The sequence below is a fragment of the Pseudomonas sp. AOB-7 genome, assembly GCF_003696305.1.
In the GTDB taxonomy this organism is placed as follows: Bacteria; Pseudomonadota; Gammaproteobacteria; order Pseudomonadales; family Pseudomonadaceae; genus Aquipseudomonas.
In genome coordinates, this window is record NZ_RFFK01000011.1 from 1 (window position 1) to 20201 (window position 20201).

Sequence of the window (20201 nt, forward strand, 5' to 3'; positions counted from 1 at the left end):
GTCATGGCGTTGGGGTGGTAGGGCAGGTTCTCCTCCAGCAGGCGCATGTCGCGCCCCCAGTCGAAGGCGATCGGCAGGCGGCCGTCGAGCAGCAGCTCGCCGCGCTCGAGCAGCGTGGCGATGCGCGGGGCGATCTGCGCCGGGTCGATGCGATCCGGCCACTCGCCCATCAGGCCCATGATCACCGCACGGTCGCTGCCGTGGCCGACGCCGGTGGCCGACAGCGAGCCATACAGGCGCACCTCGATACGCCGCACCCGCGCCAGCAGCTGGCGCTCGCGCAACGCCTCGACGAACAGCGCGGCGGCGCGCATCGGCCCCACGGTGTGCGAGCTGGACGGCCCGATGCCGATCTTGAACAGGTCGAATACGCTGATGGCCACGAGAGGACTCCTTAGCTCGGATGCGCCACGGGGCGCAGTGCGGCAGATTGTCCGATGTCGCTAGGCAGCAAATTTGCTCAACTTCGACGCGAAAGTGTTCAGAGTCGCCCCCCCTGCCGCTATGCACAGGATGGGTGGATCAAGCTGTGGATAAGCCGTGCGCAGAAGCCGCCGGGCCAGGCCCATCAAGGCCTGCCGTGAATCGTGTATTTATTGAACGATATCAAGCAGTTAATAGATCCGACCATGCACAGATACTGTGCACCAGGCTGTGCATAAGCTGTGATCAGTCGGCGCCAGCCCCTGCCGGCACTGGACTTGCCGCGGCTGGCCGAGAAACAGCCAGGCGCGGTGGCGCGGCGACTTATCCACCCGCGACAGCCGGCGCCAGGCTGCGGCGCGGTGGACTATGCACAGATGCTGTGGAGCAAACTGTGCATAGGCTGTTCGGCCCAGGCTGCAGCCCAGGCCGCGCAAGGCCTTCCGGCAATCGAGCAAAAATCGATCAGAATCAATTAGATAGAAGATGCTTGTGCACAAATGCTGTGCGCCGTTCTGTGCACAGCCTGTGGGCAGGCGGCGCCAGGCCAGGCCCTGCGGGGCCTGGGCCCGGGCGCGCGTTATTTGCTCAATCAAGCGGCAGAACCTGGAGCAGCCGCGGGGATGCCTGGCTCCTGCCGGCAACCGCGGCACAGGCTCGCCGGCACGCCGGCTCCTCCAGGGCCAATAACGCCGCACCACCGTCAGCGCACCAGGCCACCCCGCAGGGTATCGCCAGCCGTGCGCTTTGGCTTAGGGCATTGATCTAGGGCTTGAGCTTGCCGGCGCAGCTGCCGGTGGCTTCGACCAGACGCTGCTGCAGCGCCGCATCGGGCGGCGACTGGCGACTGATCGCCTGCACTTCGGCCTCGCTGAACTCCCGACTGACCTTGTCGGCGGCGCAGTCGCAATAGGCCTGCAGCTGCGGCTGCTCGTAGCCGGCCGGCGCGCCGTTGATGCAGTGCTGGACGAATTCGGTTTTCGCCTGTGCCGTCCACTCGGCCGCGGACAACGGCAGGGCAACGGCCAGCGGCAGGGCGAAGGCGAGCAGGTGGCGATGGTTCATAAGGCACTCCTTTTCGATGACAGGCGGCAAACCGCCGCCCTGGGGTTGTGAACCCTCGGCGTCGCCATGAGTTCCGCCGAATGGTCGAACGGTGGTCCGGATAGCGACCCTGCAGTACGCATGAACACAACAAGTTGTCGCCCTGGCGGGCCCAGGCCAGGGCCCGCGCGGAGTAAAGTAGCGCCATCCGCCGGTGCTCCCTGCCGGCCCCGCTCGAGAAGGAACGCCCCATGCCCGACAACGCCCAGCAATTTGCCAGCGACAACTATTCCGGCATCTGCCCCGAGGCCTGGGCCGCCATGGCCGAGGCCAACCAGGGCCACCAGCGCGCCTATGGCGACGACGAATGGACGGCGCGCGCCGCCGACCACTTCCGCCGCCTGTTCGAGACCGACTGCGAGGTGTTCTTCGCCTTCAACGGCACCGCAGCCAACTCCCTGGCCCTGGCCTCGCTGTGCCAGAGCTACCACAGCGTGATCTGCTCGGAGACCGCCCACGTCGAGACCGACGAATGCGGCGCCCCGGAATTCTTCTCCAACGGTTCCAAGCTGCTGCTGGCGCGCACCGAGAACGGCAAGCTGACGCCCGCGGCGATCCGCGAAGTGGCGCTCAAGCGCCAGGATATTCACTACCCCAAGCCGCGCGTGGTGACCCTGACCCAGGCCACCGAGGTCGGCACCGTGTACCGACCGGAAGAAGTCCGCGCGATCAGCCAGACCTGTAAGGAGCTGGGGCTGAACCTGCACATGGACGGCGCGCGCTTCTCCAACGCCTGCGCCTCCCTCGGCTGCAGCCCGGCCGAGCTGACCTGGAAGGCCGGCGTCGACGTGCTGTGCTTCGGCGGCACCAAGAACGGCATGGCGGTGGGCGAGGCCATCCTGTTCTTCAACAAGGCCCTGGCCGAGGACTTCGACTACCGCTGCAAGCAGGCCGGCCAGCTGGCCTCGAAGATGCGTTACCTGTCGGCGCCCTGGGTCGGCATCCTGCAGGACGACGCCTGGCTGCGCTACGCCGGCCACGCCAACCGCTGCGCCCAGTTGCTGGCCGCGCAGGTCGAAGACGTGCCCGGCGTCAGCCTGATGTTCCCGGTTGAGGCCAACGGCGTGTTCCTGCAACTGTCGGAACCGGCGCTCGCCGCCCTCACCGCCCGCGGCTGGCGCTTCTACACCTTCATCGGCGCCGGCGGCGCGCGCTTCATGTGCAGCTGGGACACCGACGAGGCGCGGGTGCGCCAGCTGGCGGCCGATATCCGCGAGGTGATGAGCGCCTGAGTGCAGGCCCCCTCCACCTGGGCGCTTAAGGCTGGCGCCGCGGCGCGACGCCAGTAAGGCCGGTACGCGCGGCGCCCCTGCGGAGCGGCCGCGGCGCACCGGCCTACATCTTCCAGCGCAGGTTGAAGGCGATATTGTTGGCTTCGCTGCTGTCGCTGAACACGCCGTTGTAATCGACGTCGAGGACGATGTTCGGGGTGATCGAGTAGTCGAGGTTGAGCTCGACCAGGAAGCTGTTGCGCGGCAACTCGGTACCCAACACGCGAAACTTGTCGCCGCCCTCCAGTTGCAGGTCCAGTTCCGGGCGCAGGTCGCCGTTGATCTGCCGCCAGGTGAACGAGCCGTTGAGCAGCAGATCGCGCTCGGCCAGCTGGAACAGCTGCTGGCCGCGCACACCGAGGCTGGTGCTGAGCAGCTCGTTGCGCTGGCTGTCCGCAGACAGTGCGGCGGCCCCGCCCTGCTCGCTGAAGCTGTCGCTGCGCTGGTCGATCAGCAGCAGGCCGACGAAGGGCTCGACATAGGCCGGCTCGTCGAACTTCAGGTGCCAGGCCAGCTCGCCGAAGCCCTGCGCGGTGTTGACGTCGTACTGGCGGGTCAGGCGCTCCGGGCCGTCGATCAGGCGCACGTCGCGCTGGCTGTCGATCTGGTGCTGGCTGTAGCCGCCGCCGCCGAACAGCTTGAGCGTACCGCGCGACAGTTCGACATCGCGGCCGCCGTACAGCGCGTAGCGGTAGCTGTCGGAGTCGGCCTTGGCGTCACGCGAATCGACATCCAGCTGCTCCTGGCCGTAGCCGAAGGCGCCACCCAGGCGCCAGTCGCCGTATACCGGCCAGTCGCCACCGAACAGCATGCTCTCGTGATCCTGGATGATCTCGCCGGCGTTGCCGTCGTCGTCGATGCGCTGGCGCCCGCCGCCCACCTGCACCCAGTAGGGCAGCGCGCGCTCGGGCGAGGCGAGGTTGCGGCGCAGGTTGCCCAGCGGCGCACGCGACAGGTTGAGGTCGTCGAACATCACCGCCGAGGCGATGCTGGCATGGGCGTCGCCGGACAGCTTGTTGAAGGTGTCGGCTACCTCGTCCTCGCCCAGGTCGAGCAGGGTGCGGTAGACCTCGTTGTCTTCGTCCAGGCTCTCGGCCGCTTGAGCGAAAGCCACCTGGTTGGGGGTACGCGCCAGGCTGGAGAAGCTGGTGTCGTTGCGCGTCAGGGTCAGGGTCACGGCGTTGCCGGCGTAGCTCAGGCTGGGGTCGAGAAAGGCCAGGTTGGAGCTGACGCTGTCGAACTGGCCGCTCAACTGCCCGGCGCTGAGGATGCCGTAGCTGGTGGCCGGCGCGTAGGTGCCGTTTTCCGCCAGCACCTGCACGGTGCCGGCCAGGCTGGCCAGGCCGCTGACCATCACCTGATCGGCATTGCCGGCGGCATCGGTCTCCACCTGGTAGACCGAGCCGGGGCTGAAGATCAGGTCACCGGCGACGTTCAGCGTGCCGATGGAGTTGCCCGGCGCCAGAGTGCCACCGCTGTTGATCTGTACGTTACCGACGCTGCCGGCACCACCCAGGGTGCCACCGCTCTGCACCTGGATAGCGGAAAGCAGCGAGCCGTTAACAACCAGGGTGCCGCCGCGGACTTCGGTGATGCCCGCGATGCCGTGGCTGCCGCCGAGGTCGAGCGTACCGGGGCCATCCTTGACGAAGGCACCCGAACCGAGGATGGCGCCGGCGAAGCTGGTATCGCTCGCCTGATCGACCGTCAGCGTCGCACCACTCAGCGCCACCTGCCCGCCGGCGCCCGCCAGTGCACTCATGCTCAGGTCGAAACCGCCGAGATCCAGCACTCCGCCGCCCAGCTCATAGGCCCCACCGGACACCAGGCCGCCGGCCGAATCCTGGCGCAAGGTGCCAGCCTCCACCCGCGTAACACCGCTGTAGCTGTTGTTGCCGGACAGCGTCAACGTCCCGCCGCCCTGCTTGATCAGGCCGCCGCTGCCGCTGATGACGCCGAGGAAGCTGCCGTCGACGGCCTGCACCAGGGTCAGGTCGGCGCTGCCCAGCGCCACCTCGCCGCCGTTGCCGGACAGCGAGCCCATGCTCAGGGCGAAGTCGTTGAGGTCGAGCACGCCGCCATCGATGACGTAGTCGCCACCCGAGACGAATGCCCCGGGACTGCCCTGCAGCAGGGTGCCGCCGCGCAGTTTCGTGGCGCCGCTGTAACTGCTGTCGCCAGACAACATCAACAAGCCGTCGCCCTGCTTGATCAGGCTGCCGCTGCCGCTGATCGAACCGGAAAAGTTGCCGCTCGACTCCATGGCCAGGGTCAGGTCTGCGGAACCCAGCGCCACTTCGCCTCCGCCACCGGTCAGCGCGCTCATGCTCAGGTCGAAACCGTTGAGATCGAGGACGCCGAACTCGACCACATAGACCCCGCCATCGACGAATGCGCCGGCACTGCCCTGGCGCAGCGTGCCACCGGTGACCTGGGTTACGCCGCCATAGCTGTTGGCGCCGGCCAGCACCAGCGTCCCGTCGCCAGACTTGCGCAATCCGCCGCTGCCGCCGATCACCCCGGAGAAGGTGCCGTCCACCGTCTGATCGATGCCCAGGTTGGCGGCGCCCAGCGCCACTTCGCCGCCGCTGCCGGACAGCGAGCCCATGTCCAGGTCGAAGCCATTGAGGTCGAGTACCCCGGCGTTGATGGCGTAGTCGCCTCCGGCCAAGGCGCCGGCCGCGCCCTGGCGCAAGGTACCGCCGTCGATCCGGGTGGTGCCGCTGTAACTGTTGGCGCCGGATAGCAGCAACAGCCCATCGCCCTGCTTGATCAGGCCGCCGCTGCCGCTGATCACGCCGGAAAAACTGCTGTCCGACGTCTGCACCAGGGTCAGGTCGGCGCCGCCCAGTGCCACCTCGCCGCCGCTGCCGGACAGCGAGCCCATGCTCAGATCGAAGCCGTTGAGATCGAGCACGCCGCCACTGACCAGGTAGCTGCCGCCGGCGACGAAGGCCCCCGCACCGCCCTGACGCAGCGTGCCGTCGCTCACCTGGGTGAGGCCGCTGTAGTCGTTCTCGCCCTCGAGCAGCAACAGTCCTGCCCCCAGCTTGGATAGGCCGCCGCTGCCGCTGATAGCGCCCGCGTAGCTGGTATCGAGGGCCTGATCAACCACCAGATCGGCGCTACCCAGCAACACCTGACCGCCGCTGCCGGACAGCGACCCCATGCTCAGGCCGACACTGTTGAGGTCGAGCGCGCCGCCATCGATGACATAGGCGCCGTTCTGCACGAAGCCCCCACTGCTGCCCTGACGCAGGGTGCCGGCCTGGACGATGGTGGCGCCGCTGTAGCTGGCCGGCCCCAGCAGGTCGAGCAGGCCCGCGCCGGTTTTAGTCAGCGAGCCACTGCCAACGATGGCGCTACTCAGCAGTACATCGTTGCCATTGGTATCGAACACCCCGCCATTGGGCCCCAGTGGCGCGAGCCGATCGGAGATGTCGAAGCCGTTGTCCACCGCCCACTGCAAGCCGCCGCCGTTGAGCGTCAGCGAGCCGCTGCCCAGGCTGCTGGGGTCGCCGAAGTTGACCAGCCCCTGCTCGACGATCAGCTCGCCGGTGAAGCTGGAGTTGAAGCCACTGAGCGTCAGCACCCCGCTGCCGCGCTTGATCAGCGCCGAGTCCACGCCACCCATGATCGAGCCCGACACCTCGGTGGACAGGTTGTTGCCGCCGACGCCGAGTCGTACCGAGCCCAGATCGAAGACGCCATCGCCTTCGATGGAACCGGCCGAGAGAATGCCGTCGTCGTTCGGCCCACCGCCAGTGAAGGAGAAGAAGCCGCCGCTCTCGCTGATCAGGCGGGCATTGCCTGCGGTGCTGCGCTCGGCGAAGACCGCCACGCTGTTGGCACCGATCACTCGGATCTCGGCGTCGCCGGCGCTGCTCTGGCCGGCGAACAGGATGCTGCCGAATCCGACGCTGAGTCTGGCGTTGCCAGCCGTGCTCTGGCCGAGAAACTGCACATCGCCGTCGATGGTCGAGTTGGCGGCGCTGCTGCGCCCGTCGAAGATGGTCAGGCCGCCATCGCTGTTGCTGATGCTGGCGGAGCCGGCGTTGCTGTCGTCGAGGAAAAAGGTGGCGAAACTGTCGCTGGGGTTGCTGATGCTGGCGCTGCCGGCGCTGCTGCTGTCGCGAAAGTTGATGTCCTGCTCCAGAGCGCCGCTGTCGAGCGTGCCCGAGGCCGTGTCATTGCCGGTGAAATCCAGGGCCCAGGCTGTCGCCGAGGCCAGCGCCGCGACTACAAGCAAAGCGCGACGCGCAACGCGTCCTGGCGTAACGGAATCCATTGCCGCTCCTCCCCTTGCCAAATCGGGCAAATGGCTCACGCAGGGTGAGCCGGGTTCTCAGGAGCGAACTGCAACCAGACTCGTGCGCGGGCACGGCGGCCGGCGCACGGTTGGTAACGTCCTGACAGTTGCAGCAAGACTAGCCAAACCCTGGCCAACCGCCAGCAAACTGGGGCGCTCGGAACACGGAAATCCGAGCGCTCTGGCGGGCGCGTCTGCCTACCGGCGAGCCGATGGCCGCTGGAGACGCGGGAGGCGACTCAATAATCGATCACCACGTCACCCTTGGGCACGCTGCAGCAGGACAGGATGTAGCCTTCGGCAACGTCCTCGTCGGTGATCCCGCCGTTGTGCTCCATGTCCACCTCGCCGGCGGTCTTCATCACCTTGCAGGTGCCGCAGATGCCCATGCCGCACGCCTTGGGGATGTGCAGGCCGAGCTTGGCGGCGGCGGCGTGCACGGTTTCGCCGGGGGCGACGCGGATGCTCTTGCCGGTGCTGACGAACTCCACCTGGTTGAGGTCGGCCGCCGGTATCTCCGGCGCGTCGGCGGCCTCGGCGGCGTGCTCCAGGGCATCGGCCTTGGCCTCGGGCGGCGTCGCGCCGAAGGATTCCTCGTGGTAACGACGCATGTCGAAGCCGTTGGCCTCGAGCAGGCGCTTGACCGCACTCATATAGGGCGTCGGGCCGCAGCAGAACACCTCACGCTCCATGAAGTCAGGGGCGATCAGCTCCAGCATCTTCTGGTTGAGGTAGCCGCGGTAGCCGGACCAGGTTTCGCCGATCTCGTACTTCTCGCAGATTAGGTGCAGCTTGAAGTTGTTGATGCGCGAGGCCATGTGGCGCAATTCGCGGTGGTAGATGATGTCCTTGGGCGTGCGCGCGCTGTGCACGAAGCACATGTCCACCGCACCGTTGGTGTCGAAGAACCAGCGCGCCATCGACATCACCGGGGTGATGCCGACGCCGCCGGACAGCAGCAGCACCTTGTCGGAGGGGAAATCGATGGCGTTGAACAGCCCCACCGGGCCGTGCACCGGCAGTTGGTCGCCCTCGTTGAGGTTGTCGTGCAGCCAGTTCGACACCTTGCCGCCCGGCACCCGCTTGACGGTGATGGAGAAGCTGTAGGGCACCGACGGCGAGCTGGAGATGGTGTAGGAGCGCATGATCGGCGCACCCTCGATCTCCAGTTCGAGGGTGACGAACTGTCCCGGCTTGAAGAAGAACAGTACCGGCTGATCGGCCATGAAACAGAAGGTGCGCACGTCCCAGGTTTCCTGGATCACCTTGACGCAACGCACCAGGTGGCGGCCGTTGCTCCAGGTCTGGGTGGTAACCGGGTTGAGGAAGGCGTTGGTGGTCATGAACGGCTCTCCACGCGGCCGGACATCGGCCTATATGGCATCGATTGTGCGAAACGCCGCGGGCCCTCATTTATCTGCCAGCGACATCGGCATGCTCATCGCGACCTGCCGCTTGGCACGGGGCCTGGCGCGTCGGAAACGCATTCGGCCATGTCGCCCATGGATAAGGTTTCGCGGCGCGGCGAATCCACACTCAGCCTCAGAGCAAACCCGACAACGCGCGGCCGCCGAACCGCTCGCAGCAGCCGCCACAACGCCTTGCGTCACCACCGTATCAGCCACTTTTGCGGCTGCCGCCCCCGCGCCAGCCATGAGGAGTCACCGATGGACTGCACCCACACCCTGAGCCTGGGCGACCCGCTGGAGCCCGCACGCAAGGCCACCGCCGGCATGCTGCGCGAGCGCGAGCGCACCTTTTCGCTGCCGCAACCCTTCTACAACGACGAGCGGCTGTTCCAGATCGACATGCAGGAGATCTTCCACAAGGAGTGGTTGATCGCCGGCATGACCTGCGAAATCCCGGCCAAGGGCAACTTCCTCACCCTGCAGCTCGGCGACAACCCGATTCTCGTGGTCCGCGGCGCCGAGGGGCAGATCCATGCCTTCCACAACGTCTGCCGCCACCGCGGCTCGCGCCTGTGCGTGAGCGACAAGGGCAAGGTGGCCAAGCTGGTCTGCCCCTACCACCAGTGGACCTACGAGCTGGACGGCCGCCTGCTGTTCGCCGGCACCGAGATGGGCGCCGACTTCGACCTCAAGGACTACAGCCTCAAGCCGGTGCACTGCAAGAGCGCCGGTGGCTTCATCTTCATCAGCCTGGCGGAAAACCCGCCGGCGATCGACGAGTTCCTCGCCACCCTGGCTCACTACATGGAGCCGTACGACATGGAGAACACCAAGGTCGCGGTGCAGAGCACCATGAAGGAGAAAGCCAACTGGAAGCTGGTGATCGAGAACAACCGCGAGTGCTACCACTGCAACGGCTCGCACCCGGAGCTGCTCAACACCCTGCTGGAGTGGGACGACACCAACGACCCCCGCGCGACCCAGGAATTCAAGGATCACGTCGCCGAATGCGCCGCCGCCTGGGACGCGGAGAAGATTCCCTACGCGCATGCCGGCTTCGGCCTGCGTAACCGCATCGTACGCATGCCGCTGCTCAAGGGCACCGTGTCCATGACCATGGACGGCAAGCAGGGCTGCAAGAAGCTGATGGGGCGGATCAAGAACCCGGACCTGGGCTCCATGCGCATCCTCCACCTGCCCCATTCGTGGAACCACTGCATGGGCGACCACCTGATCAACTTCACCGTGTGGCCGATCAGCGCCCAGGAAACGGTGGTGATCACCAAGTGGCTGGTGCACAAGGACGCGGTGGAAGGCGTCGACTACGACGTCGAGCGCCTGCGCCAGGTGTGGGACGCCACCAACGACCAGGACCGTCGCCTCGGCGAGGAAAACCAGCGCGGCATCAACTCCACCGCCTACCAGCCCGGCCCCTACTCGAAGACCTACGAGTTCGGCGTGGTCAACTTCATCGACTGGTACAGCGAGCGCATGCTCAACAACCTCGGCGAAGCCCCCGCGCAGTTGCGCCAGGTGGCCGGCGAGTGATGACGCTGAGCCTGCTGCTGGTGATCGGCTTGGCGGCCTACGGGCTGCTGGCCTGTCGTCCACGGCGCGGCTGATTCAGCCTGCAGGCCCCGGCATCCTGGCGGATGCCGGGGTTTTCTATTGGCGGCGCCACACCCAACCCTAGGAGCGGCGCGCGGCGAACCGATTTAGTCGCGAGAATCCCTGCCCCCTACAAAACAGGAAGAGCGGGAGACCAAGGCCGCGCAGGAGCTTCGCGGCCGCAGCCGCTCCGACAGGGGCCCAACGACTAACGGTGCCCCCAACAAAAAGCCCCGCCAGATCGCTCTGGCGGGGCTTTTTATTTACCGCTCGAGGCTAGCCGCTATGCGTCAGGCCTTGTTGGCTTTCTTGGCAGCGCGGGTGCGCTCGCCTTCGTCGAGGATCTTCTTGCGCAGACGGATCGACTTCGGCGTCACTTCGCACAGCTCGTCGTCCTGGATGAATTCCAGGGCCTGTTCCAGGGTGAAGCGCACCGGCGGCACCAGGGCAATGGTTTCGTCCTTGCCCGAAGCGCGCATGTTGTCGAGCTTCTTGCCCTTGGTGGGGTTGACGCCCAGGTCGTTGTCGCGGCTGTTCAGACCGACGATCTGACCGTTGTAAATTTCCTGGCCGTGCTCGACGAACAGCTTGCCGCGCGCCTGCAGGGTTTCCAGGGAGTAGGTCAGCGCCTTGCCGGTATCGATCGACACCAGGACGCCGTTCTGACGGCCAGACATGCTGCCCGGCTTGACGGTGTCATAACGGTCGAAGATCGAGGTCAGGATGCCCGCGCCGTTGGTCAGGGTCAGGAACTGGTTACGGAAGCCGATCAGACCGCGCGCCGGGATGTTGTATTCCAGACGCACGCGACCTTTGCCGTCCGGCGACATGTTGGTCAGGTCGCCCTTACGCAGGCCCATTTCTTCCATGACCTTGCCCTGGGATTCTTCAGGGATGTCGATGGTGACGTTCTCGAACGGCTCCTGCTTGACGCCGTTGACTTCGCGGATGATCACTTCCGGACGGCCAACGCCCATTTCGAAGCCTTCGCGGCGCATGGTTTCGATCAGCACCGAGAGGTGCAGCTCGCCACGGCCGGAGACCTTGAACTTGTCGGCGCTGTCGCCTTCTTCGACGCGCAGGGCCACGTTGTACAGCAGCTCCTTGTCCAGACGCTCCTTGATGTTGCGGCTGGTGACGAACTTGCCTTCCTTGCCGCAGAACGGCGAGTCGTTGACCTGGAAGGTCATGGAGACGGTCGGCTCGTCGACGGTCAGCGGCTTCATCGCTTCGACGTGGTTGATGTCGCACAGGGTGTCGGAGATGAACAGCTGATCCATGCCGCTGACGCAGACGATGTCACCGGCGGTGGCTTCTTCGACGTCCACGCGGTGCAGGCCGTGGTGGCCCATCAGCTTGAGGATACGGCCGTTACGCTTCTTGCCGTCGACGTCGATGGCGGTCACCGGGGTGTTCGGCTTGATCTTGCCACGGGCAATACGGCCAACGCCGATGATGCCGAGGAAGCTGTTGTAGTCCAGCGCGGAGATCTGCATCTGGAACGGGCCGTCGAGGTCGACGTTCGGCGCCGGGACGTGGTCGACGATGGCCTGGTACAGCGGGGTCAGGTCTTCGGCCATGGCGGTGTGGTCGAGACCGGCGATGCCGTTCAGGGCGCTGGCGTAGACGACCTGGAAGTCGAGCTGCTCATCGGTGGCGCCGAGGTTGTCGAACAGGTCGAAGATCTGGTCCATGACCCAATCCGGACGCGCGCCCGGACGGTCGATCTTGTTGATCACGACGATCGGCTTGAGACCGGCCTCGAAGGCCTTCTTGGTCACGAAGCGGGTTTGCGGCATCGGGCCGTCCTGGGCGTCGACCACCAGCAGCACCGAGTCGACCATCGACATCACGCGCTCGACTTCGCCGCCGAAGTCGGCGTGGCCGGGGGTGTCGACGATGTTGATGCGGTAGTCGTTCCACTTGATGGCGGTGTTCTTGGCCAGAATGGTGATACCGCGCTCTTTTTCCTGGTCGTTGCTGTCCATCACGCGCTCGTCGTTGAGCTCGTTGCGTTCCAGGGTGCCGGACTGACGCAGCAGGGCGTCGACGAGGGTGGTTTTGCCATGGTCGACGTGGGCGATGATGGCGATGTTGCGCAGATTTTCGATCACTGTGTGTATCTCGATCAGAGGATGCGGTGTGTCGCCCAGTGTGGACGACGAATATGAAGAAAACGGGATCAGCAGACAGAGCGGTCGGGAGGGCGGTGGCGGATACTGCCGCCGTTCAGCCCGGGCGTCTTATGCCGGACGATAAACGCGCACATTGGCATGCCCCTCGCTCAGCAGGTGGTGGGCATGCAGGCGGCTCATCACGCCCTTGTCGCAATACAGCAGGTACTGGCGGTTCTCATCCAGTTCCTTGAACTTGTTGTTCAGCGCGTAGAACGGCAGCGCCTGCACCTCGATGCCGGGCAGCTCGAGCGGCTCGTCCTCGGCGACATCGGGGTGGCGGATATCGATGACGATCTGCCCGGCCAGCGCCTCGCGCACCTCCTCGACCTGCACGTCCTTGCCCAGCTCGTCGATCACCCGGTCGATGGGCAGCAGGGTAGCGCGCTCCAGGGCACGCTCGAGGATGGCCATGTCGAACTGCGCTTCTTCGCGCTCGATGCGATAACCGCGGGCCTTGGTGGTCGGGTTGACCGAAATCACCCCGCAATACTCGGGCATGTGCTTGGCGAACTCGGCAGTGCCGATGCGCGTGGCGGTGTCGATGATGTCCTGCTTGTGGCTGGCGATCAGCGGGCGCATCACCAGCATGTCGGTGGCCGCGTCGATCACCGCCAGGTTGGTCAGGGTCTGGCTGGAGACCTGGCTGATCGCCTCGCCGGTGACCAGCGCCTCGATCTCCAGGCGCTCGGCCATGCGGGTGGCGGCGCGCAGCATCATGCGCTTGAGGATCACGCCCATCTGGCTGTTGTCGACCTTGCCGAGGATCTCGCCGACCACTTCCTCGAACGGCACGCTGATAAACAGCACGCGCTGCGAACGGCCGAACTTCTGCCACAGGTAGTGGGCCACTTCCATCACGCCCAGCTCGTGGGCGCGACCGCCGAGGTTGAAGAAGCAGAAGTGGCTGACCAGGCCGCGGCGCATCATCTGGTAGGCCGCCACGGTGGAGTCGAAGCCGCCGCTCATCAGCACCAGGGTCTGCTCCAGCGAGCCCAGCGGGTAGCCGCCGAGGCCTTCGTGGCGGTGATGGACGACGAACAGACGCTGGTCGCGAATCTCCATGCGCACTTCGACTTCCGGCCTCTTCAGGTCGATGCCAGCCGCATTGCACTCCTGGCGCAGGCGCGAGCCGACGTGGCGCTCGACGTCGATGGAGCTGAAGGCGTGCTTGCCGCCGCGCTTGCAGCGCACGGCGAAGATCTTGCCCGGCAGCTGGTCGGCGTAGTGGCGCTTGCAGTGCTCGGTGATGTCGTCCAGATCGCCCAGCGGGTACTCGTTGACCTCGAGGAACAGGCCGATGCCCGGCGTGCAGCGCAGGCGCTCGGTCATCTCGGCCAGCAGGCGCGGATCGTCCAGGTCGGTCTCGACCTCCAGGTTGTCCCACACACCGGTGACCTTCAACTCGGGGTCGAGGTCGCGCAGCACGGTGCGGATGTTCTTCCCCAACTGGCGGATGAACTGCTTGCGCACCGGGCGGCTCTTGATGGTGATTTCCGGGAAAACTTTGACGATCAGCTTCATGAATTGGGCGCCTGCTGGGGCGACGGAAAAACAGGGGCGCGGATTATAGCGGAAATTGCTCAAGCTTTGACCAAAAATACTGCATACCTCACCAAGCGCACCAAAATAGAACATTGCGATATTTTGTAGCCCTCAAATGGTGCAAATATTTCTGCGCATGCCCCATGCAGGCCGCGCAGCGCCTGAGTTTTCGGGCCTCCGTCCATTCCGGGGCACTGGCATGCAATTTGCTCCCTTGTGAGGCAGGTTGCCCTGGAGGACTATCCCGCCGGGCTTCACCGCACATATCGGGGCTCCACGAAGCGAGCCTTTTCCACCTGGAGGACAACATGTCTAAGGCTGTTCAACTGATCAAAGAACACGACGTGAAGTGGGTAGACCTGCGCTTCACCGATACCAAGGGCAAGCAGCACCACGTGACCATGCCGGCTCGCGACGCCCTGGACGACGATTTCTTCGAACACGGCAAGATGTTCGACGGCTCCTCCATTCATGGCTGGAAAGGCATCGAAGCCTCCGACATGATCCTGATGCCGGTCGACGACACCGCCGTGCTCGACCCCTTCACCGAAGAGCCGACCCTGATCCTGGTCTGCGACATCATCGAGCCGAGCACCATGCAAGGCTACGATCGCGACCCGCGTTCGATCGCCAAGCGCGCCGAGGAATTCCTCAAGACCACCGGCATCGGCGACACCGTGTTCGTCGGCCCGGAGCCCGAGTTCTTCATCTTCGACGAAGTGAAGTTCAAATCCGACATCTCCGGCTCGATGTTCAAGATCTACTCCGAGCAAGGCTCCTGGATGACCGACCAGGACGTCGAAGGCGGCAACAAGGGCCACCGCCCGGCCGTCAAGGGCGGTTACTTCCCGGTTCCGCCGTGCGACCACGACCACGAAATCCGTACTGCCATGTGCAACGCCATGGAAGAAATGGGCCTGGTCGTCGAAGTGCACCACCACGAAGTGGCCACTGCCGGTCAGAACGAAATCGGCGTGAAGTTCAACACCCTGGTCGCCAAGGCTGACGAAGTTCAGACCCTGAAGTACTGCGTGCACAACGTCGCCGACGCCTACGGCAAGACCGCAACCTTCATGCCGAAGCCGCTGTACGGCGACAACGGCTCGGGCATGCACGTGCACATGTCGATCTCCAAGGACGGCAAGAACACCTTCGCTGGCGAAGGCTATGCCGGTCTGTCCGAGACCGCCCTGTACTTCATCGGCGGCATCATCAAGCACGGTAAGGCCCTGAACGGCTTCACCAACCCGTCGACCAACTCCTACAAGCGTCTGGTTCCGGGCTTCGAAGCTCCGGTCATGCTGGCCTACTCGGCCCGTAACCGCTCCGCCTCGATCCGTATTCCTTACGTATCCAGCCCGAAAGCCCGCCGCATCGAAGCGCGCTTCCCGGACCCGGCGGCCAACCCCTACCTGTGCTTCGCCGCGCTGCTGATGGCCGGCCTGGACGGCATCCAGAACAAGATCCACCCCGGCGATGCCGCCGACAAGAACCTGTACGATCTGCCGCCGGAAGAAGGCAAGCTGATCCCGCAGGTGTGCGGCAGCCTGAAGGAAGCCCTGGAAGAGCTGGACAAGGGCCGCGCGTTCCTGACCAAGGGCGGCGTGTTCTCCGACGACTTCATCGATGCCTATATCGAGCTGAAGAGCGAAGAAGAAATCAAGGTGCGCACCTTCGTGCACCCGCTGGAATACGACCTGTACTACAGCGTCTAAGCCAGACTCGCGCCGCCCTGTGCGGCGCACTCGAAAGCCCCGCCCGGCCCTGCCTGGCGGGGCTTTTTTGCGCCTGCACCGTGCACACCAAAATACCCGCCCCCGTTTTCGGATCCTCGGTGCCCCCGGCGCACCCTGCCCCGCTTTCATCTTATGCATCACAACGCCACAGCGAGGCACTTGCCAGGGCGCCTTGCCGGTGCAAGGCTTAGCCGCATCACCCAGGGAGGAAATGGCCCATGCGCCCGTTGCTCGCTTGCCTGCTGCTCGGCCTGGCCCTGCCGGCCGCCGCGCAGATCTACAAGTACACCGATGCCAACGGCAACACGGTGTTCACCAACCAGCCGCCGGACGGCACCGCCGCCGAGAGCGTCAGCCTGCCGCCGACCAACACGGTGGAAATGCAGGTGCCCAGCGCGCCGGCCGTCAGCAGCGAACCGACCGCGCAGGCCGAGGCGCCCTACTCGGTGCTGAGCCTGACCGACATCCCCGACGACGAGGCCATGCGCGCCAACAACGGCACCTTCAGCGTCGGCGTCGACATCCAGCCGCGCCTGGCCGCCGGCCACCGTCTGCGCCTGCTGCTGGACGGCCAGCCGCACGGCCAGGCGAGCAACGTGCCGCGCCTGCAACTGGTCAACGTCGACCGCGGCGAACACAGCCTGGCAGTCGAGGTGCTCAGCGGCGATCGGGCGATCCAGCAGAGCGCCAGCGTCACCTTCACCGTACAGCGGGTCAACACCAGCAGCCCAGCGCTGCGGCCGCCACCCCCACCGCCCAAACCCACTCCGAAACCGGCGAACTGACCCATGCGTCCACTGCTTCTCTGCCTGCTACTGATCGCCCAGGGCGCCCTGGCGCAGGTCTACACCTACATCGACGCCGAGGGTAACCGGGTGTTCACCGACAAGCCGCGCAGCAGCAGCGCGCAGCCGGTGATCCTCGCCCCCTCCAACAGCGTGCAGCTCAGCCAGCCCGGCAGCGCAGCGGCGCCCGCGGCCCCCGCCGCGGTGAGCACGATGGCCATCCACTACCAGCTGCTGCGCATCCTGGTGCCCGAGCCGGACGCCTCGGTGCACAACGCCTCGGGCGACCTGATCGTCACCGCCACCAGCGAACCCGGCCTGCTGCCCGGGCACAGCTACCGCCTGCTGCTCGACGGCCAGGTGCAGGGCGAACCGAGCCGCAGCCCGGTGTTTCCGCTGCAGCACGTCGACCGCGGCACCCACCTGCTGGCCGTGGAGATCATCGACGCCGCCGGCCTGACCGTGGAGCGCACCCCGCCCCAGCCCTTCCACATGCACCGCATGTCGCTGGCACAGAAGCGCAAGGTCAACCCCTGCCAGAAGGACGACTACGGCGTGCGCCCCGAGTGCCCGCTGAAGGACAAGCCCAAGGAAGAAGTCAGCATCCTGCCCTTCCTCTGAACGCCATTGCACCTCTGTGGTGCAATGGCGCGCACCACCTCCTAAGCTGTCCCCATTTTGGGTCGTAATTGCCCGCCCCGCTGCGCCGCAACCCCGCGAAAACCCGCCAGGGCGCAGAGAACATGCGTCTTTTCGGGGCTTTGGTTTGCTTCTTGCATTTTCCTGCCCATTGCCGGAACGCGCTGCCTATGACCATCAACGACGCTCTGCACCGCCTGCTACTCGACAACCTGACCACCGCCACCCTGCTGCTCGACAGCCAGCTGCGCCTCGAGTACATGAACCCGGCGGCGGAAATGCTCCTGGCCGTCAGCGGCCAGCGCAGCCATGGCCAGTTCATCAGCGAGCTGTTCACCGAATCGCCCGAGGCGCTGTCGTCGCTGCGCCAGGCGGTGGAACAGGCGCACCCGTTCAACAAGCGCGAGGCGGTGCTGACCTCGGTCACCGGCCAGACCCTGACCGTCGACTATGCCGTCACCCCGCTGTTCAACCGCGGCCAGACCCTGCTGCTGCTGGAAGTGCACCCGCGCGACCGCCTGCTGCGCATCACCAAGGAGGAGGCGCAGCTGTCCAAGCAGGAGACCACCAAGCTGCTGGTGCGCGGCCTGGCCCACGAGATCAAGAATCCGCTCGGCGGCATCCGCGGCGCGGCCCAGCTGCTGGCGCGCGAGCTGCCGGAAGAGCACCTGAAGGACTACACCAACGTCATCATCGAGGAAGCCGACCGGCTGAGAAATCTCGTGGACCGTATGCTCGGCTCGAACAAGCTGCCGTCGCTGGCGATGACCAATATCCACGAGGTGCTGGAGCGGGTCGCCAACCTGATCGAGGCGGAGAGCCAGGGCGGCATCACTTTGGTGCGCGACTACGACCCGAGCATCCCCGACCTGCTGATCGACCGCGAGCAGCTGATCCAGGCGGTGCTCAACATAGTGCGCAACGCCATGCAGGCCATCGCCGGGCAGAAACACGACATGGGCCTGGGCCGCATCAGCCTGCGCACCCGCACCCTGCGCCAGTTCACCATCGGCCACACCCGCCACCGCCTGGTGGTCAAGGTGGAGATCATCGACAACGGCCCGGGCATCCCCGCCGAGCTGCAGGAAACCATCTTCTACCCCATGGTCAGCGGGCGGGCCGACGGCACCGGCCTGGGCCTGGCCATCACCCAGAACATCATCAGTCAGCACCAGGGCCTGATCGAATGCGAGAGCCACCCCGGCCACACCGTGTTCTCGATCTTCCTGCCGCTGGAACAAGGAGCAACCTCGCCATGAGCCGCAGTGAAACCGTCTGGATTGTCGACGACGATCGTTCCATCCGCTGGGTGCTGGAAAAGGCGCTGCAGCAGGAAGGCATGACCACCCAGAGCTTCGACAGTGCCGACGGTGTACTCAGCCGCCTGACCCGCCAGCAACCGGACGTGATCATCTCCGACATTCGCATGCCCGGCGCCAGCGGCCTCGACCTGCTGGCACGGATCCGCGAGCTGTACCCGCGCCTGCCGGTGATCATCATGACCGCACATTCCGACCTGGACAGCGCGGTAGCCAGCTACCAGGGCGGCGCCTTCGAGTACCTGCCCAAGCCGTTCGACGTCGACGAGGCGGTGTCCCTGGTCAAGCGCGCCTTCCAGCACGCCCAGGAGCAGCAGAGCCTGGCCGCTCCGGCCGCCCAGGCGCGCACCCCGGAAATCATCGGCGAGGCGCCGGCGATGCAGGAGGTGTTCCGCGCCATCGGCCGCCTCAGCCACTCCAATATCACCGTGCTGATCAACGGCGAATCCGGTACCGGCAAGGAGCTGGTGGCCCACGCCCTGCACCGCCACAGCCCGCGCGCGGCATCGCCCTTCATCGCGCTGAACATGGCGGCCATCCCCAAGGACCTGATGGAATCGGAGCTGTTCGGCCACGAGAAGGGTGCCTTCACCGGCGCCGCCAACCAGCGCCGCGGCCGCTTCGAGCAGGCCGACGGCGGCACCCTGTTCCTCGACGAGATCGGCGACATGCCGGCCGATACCCAGACGCGCCTGCTGCGCGTGCTGGCCGACGGCGAGTTCTACCGGGTCGGCGGGCATACCCCGGTCAAGGTGGACGTGCGCATCATCGCCGCCACCCACCAGAACCTGGAAACCCTGGTGCAGGCTGGCAAGTTCCGCGAAGACCTATTCCACCGCCTCAACGTCATCCGCATCCATATCCCGCGCCTGGCCGACCGCCGCGAGGACATCCCCACCCTGGCCCACCACTTCCTCGCCCGCGCCGCGCAGGAACTGGCGGTCGAGCCCAAGCTGCTCAAGAGCGAGACCGAGGACTACCTCAAGCACCTGCCCTGGCCGGGCAACGTGCGCCAGCTGGAGAACACCTGCCGCTGGATCACGGTGATGGCCTCGGGCCGCGAAGTGCACGTCGACGACCTGCCGCCGGAGCTGCTCAGCCAGCCGCAGGACGCCGCGCCGGTGACCAACTGGGAACAGGCCCTGCGCCTGTGGGCCGACCAGGCCCTGGCGCGCGGCCAATCCAACCTGCTCGACAGCGCCGTGCCAGCGTTCGAGCGGATCATGATCGAGACCGCGCTCAAGCACACCGCCGGCCGCCGCCGCGACGCCGCCCTGCTGCTGGGCTGGGGCCGCAACACCCTGACACGCAAGGTCAAGGAACTGGGCATGAAGGTCGACGGCGCCGACGAGGACGACGGCGACGATTGATCCGCGAGCACAACAAAAAAGGGCATCCCGCGGGATGCCCTTTTTCGTAGGGTGCGCCGTGCGCACCACGCGATCAACCGCGCTGCGCGTTCTTGATCGAGATCTGCGTATTCAGCGTCCAGAAGTCGTAGAGCACGCCGAGCAGGAACAGGCCGCCGGTCAGCAGATAGAGGATTCCGGTGAGCCACTTGCCCTGGTACATGCGGTGCACACCGAAGATGCCGAGGAAGGTCAGCAGGATCCAGGCGACGTTGTAGTCGGTATCGCCGGCGGTAAAGCGCAGGTCGGCTTCACGGTCCATCGAAGGGATCAGGAACAGGTCGATTATCCAGCCGATGAACAGCAGGCCGAGGGTGAAGAACCAGATGGTGCCGGTCACCGGCCTGCCGTAGTAGAAACGGTGCGAACCGAGGAAGCCGAAAATCCACAGCAGGTAGCCGATCAGCTTGCTGTGGGTGTCCTGTCGTTGCATGGCAATCTCCTTGTGCGATGGACAGTGTCAGACGCCC

General features: G+C 65.7%; 14 protein-coding genes. 7 read left to right on the forward strand and 7 right to left on the reverse strand.

All coding sequences use genetic code 11. The features are described from left to right. On the reverse strand, nucleotides 1-383 hold a 383-nt coding region (locus EA796_RS18125), incomplete at its 3' end, for a serine dehydratase beta chain (RefSeq protein WP_305956003.1). A gap of 805 nt (nucleotides 384-1188) precedes the next feature. Then, nucleotides 1189-1488, reverse strand: coding sequence for a hypothetical protein (locus EA796_RS18130; RefSeq protein WP_122109618.1), 300 nt, complete (start codon nucleotides 1486-1488; stop codon nucleotides 1189-1191). 230 nt (nucleotides 1489-1718) lie between these two features. Between EA796_RS18130 and EA796_RS18135 the strand changes: the two genes are divergently transcribed. Beyond that, nucleotides 1719-2759, forward strand: coding sequence for a low specificity L-threonine aldolase (locus tag EA796_RS18135; RefSeq protein ID WP_122109619.1), 1041 nt, complete (start codon nucleotides 1719-1721; stop codon nucleotides 2757-2759). A gap of 103 nt (nucleotides 2760-2862) precedes the next feature. Here the strand turns inward: EA796_RS18135 and EA796_RS18140 are convergent, their stop codons facing one another. Both EA796_RS18140 and gbcB read right to left on the reverse strand, forming a co-directional pair. Next, nucleotides 2863-7086, reverse strand: coding sequence for an autotransporter-associated beta strand repeat-containing protein (locus tag EA796_RS18140; protein WP_147459061.1), 4224 nt, complete (start codon nucleotides 7084-7086; stop codon nucleotides 2863-2865). A gap of 260 nt (nucleotides 7087-7346) precedes the next feature. Beyond that, a complete protein-coding gene (gbcB, locus tag EA796_RS18145) occupies nucleotides 7347-8450 on the reverse strand; it encodes a glycine-betaine demethylase subunit GbcB (RefSeq protein ID WP_122109621.1) in 1104 nt (367 codons plus the stop codon). Between the two features lie 324 nt (nucleotides 8451-8774). Here gbcB and gbcA point away from each other — a divergent pair, with 324 nt between their 5' ends. Continuing rightward, the gene (gene gbcA / locus EA796_RS18155; protein WP_021443787.1) at nucleotides 8775-10064 is read left to right on the forward strand and encodes a glycine-betaine demethylase subunit GbcA; all 1290 of its coding nucleotides are present in this window, start codon (nucleotides 8775-8777) and stop codon (nucleotides 10062-10064) included. Nucleotides 10065-10414: 350 nt separating this feature from the next. Here the strand turns inward: gbcA and typA are convergent, their stop codons facing one another. Together typA and thiI are read right to left on the reverse strand one after the other, a co-directional pair. After that, nucleotides 10415-12238, reverse strand: a complete 1824-nt coding sequence (gene typA, locus EA796_RS18160) for a translational GTPase TypA (protein ID WP_021443786.1) — start codon at nucleotides 12236-12238, stop codon at nucleotides 10415-10417. Between the two features lie 129 nt (nucleotides 12239-12367). Next, nucleotides 12368-13822, reverse strand: coding sequence for a tRNA uracil 4-sulfurtransferase ThiI (thiI, locus tag EA796_RS18165; protein ID WP_122109622.1), 1455 nt, complete (start codon nucleotides 13820-13822; stop codon nucleotides 12368-12370). 329 nt (nucleotides 13823-14151) lie between these two features. Between thiI and glnA the strand changes: the two genes are divergently transcribed. The 5 genes from glnA (at nucleotide 14152) to ntrC (ending at nucleotide 19692) form a co-directional block, all read left to right on the forward strand. Continuing rightward, the gene (gene glnA, locus EA796_RS18170; protein WP_122109623.1) at nucleotides 14152-15558 is read left to right on the forward strand and encodes a glutamate--ammonia ligase; all 1407 of its coding nucleotides are present in this window, start codon (nucleotides 14152-14154) and stop codon (nucleotides 15556-15558) included. Nucleotides 15559-15797: 239 nt separating this feature from the next. Next, on the forward strand, nucleotides 15798-16364 hold the full coding sequence (locus tag EA796_RS18175; protein WP_122109624.1) for a DUF4124 domain-containing protein: 567 nt from the start codon (nucleotides 15798-15800) through the stop codon (nucleotides 16362-16364). Nucleotides 16365-16367: 3 nt separating this feature from the next. Further along, complete coding sequence (locus EA796_RS18180; RefSeq protein ID WP_122109625.1) at nucleotides 16368-16985, forward strand: DUF4124 domain-containing protein; 618 nt, start codon at nucleotides 16368-16370, stop codon at nucleotides 16983-16985. Between the two features lie 188 nt (nucleotides 16986-17173). Then, nucleotides 17174-18262: a nitrogen regulation protein NR(II) gene (gene glnL, locus EA796_RS18185; protein WP_021443781.1), complete on the forward strand. Its 1089-nt coding sequence runs from the start codon at nucleotides 17174-17176 to the stop codon at nucleotides 18260-18262. Next, nucleotides 18259-19692, forward strand: a complete 1434-nt coding sequence (gene ntrC / locus EA796_RS18190) for a nitrogen regulation protein NR(I) (protein ID WP_122109626.1) — start codon at nucleotides 18259-18261, stop codon at nucleotides 19690-19692. Before glnL ends, ntrC begins: the two co-directional genes overlap by 4 nt. A 73-nt stretch (nucleotides 19693-19765) precedes the next feature. Here the strand turns inward: ntrC and EA796_RS18195 are convergent, their stop codons facing one another. Continuing rightward, nucleotides 19766-20164: a TM2 domain-containing protein gene (locus tag EA796_RS18195; protein ID WP_122109627.1), complete on the reverse strand. Its 399-nt coding sequence runs from the start codon at nucleotides 20162-20164 to the stop codon at nucleotides 19766-19768. Nucleotides 20165-20201 lie beyond the last annotated feature (37 nt).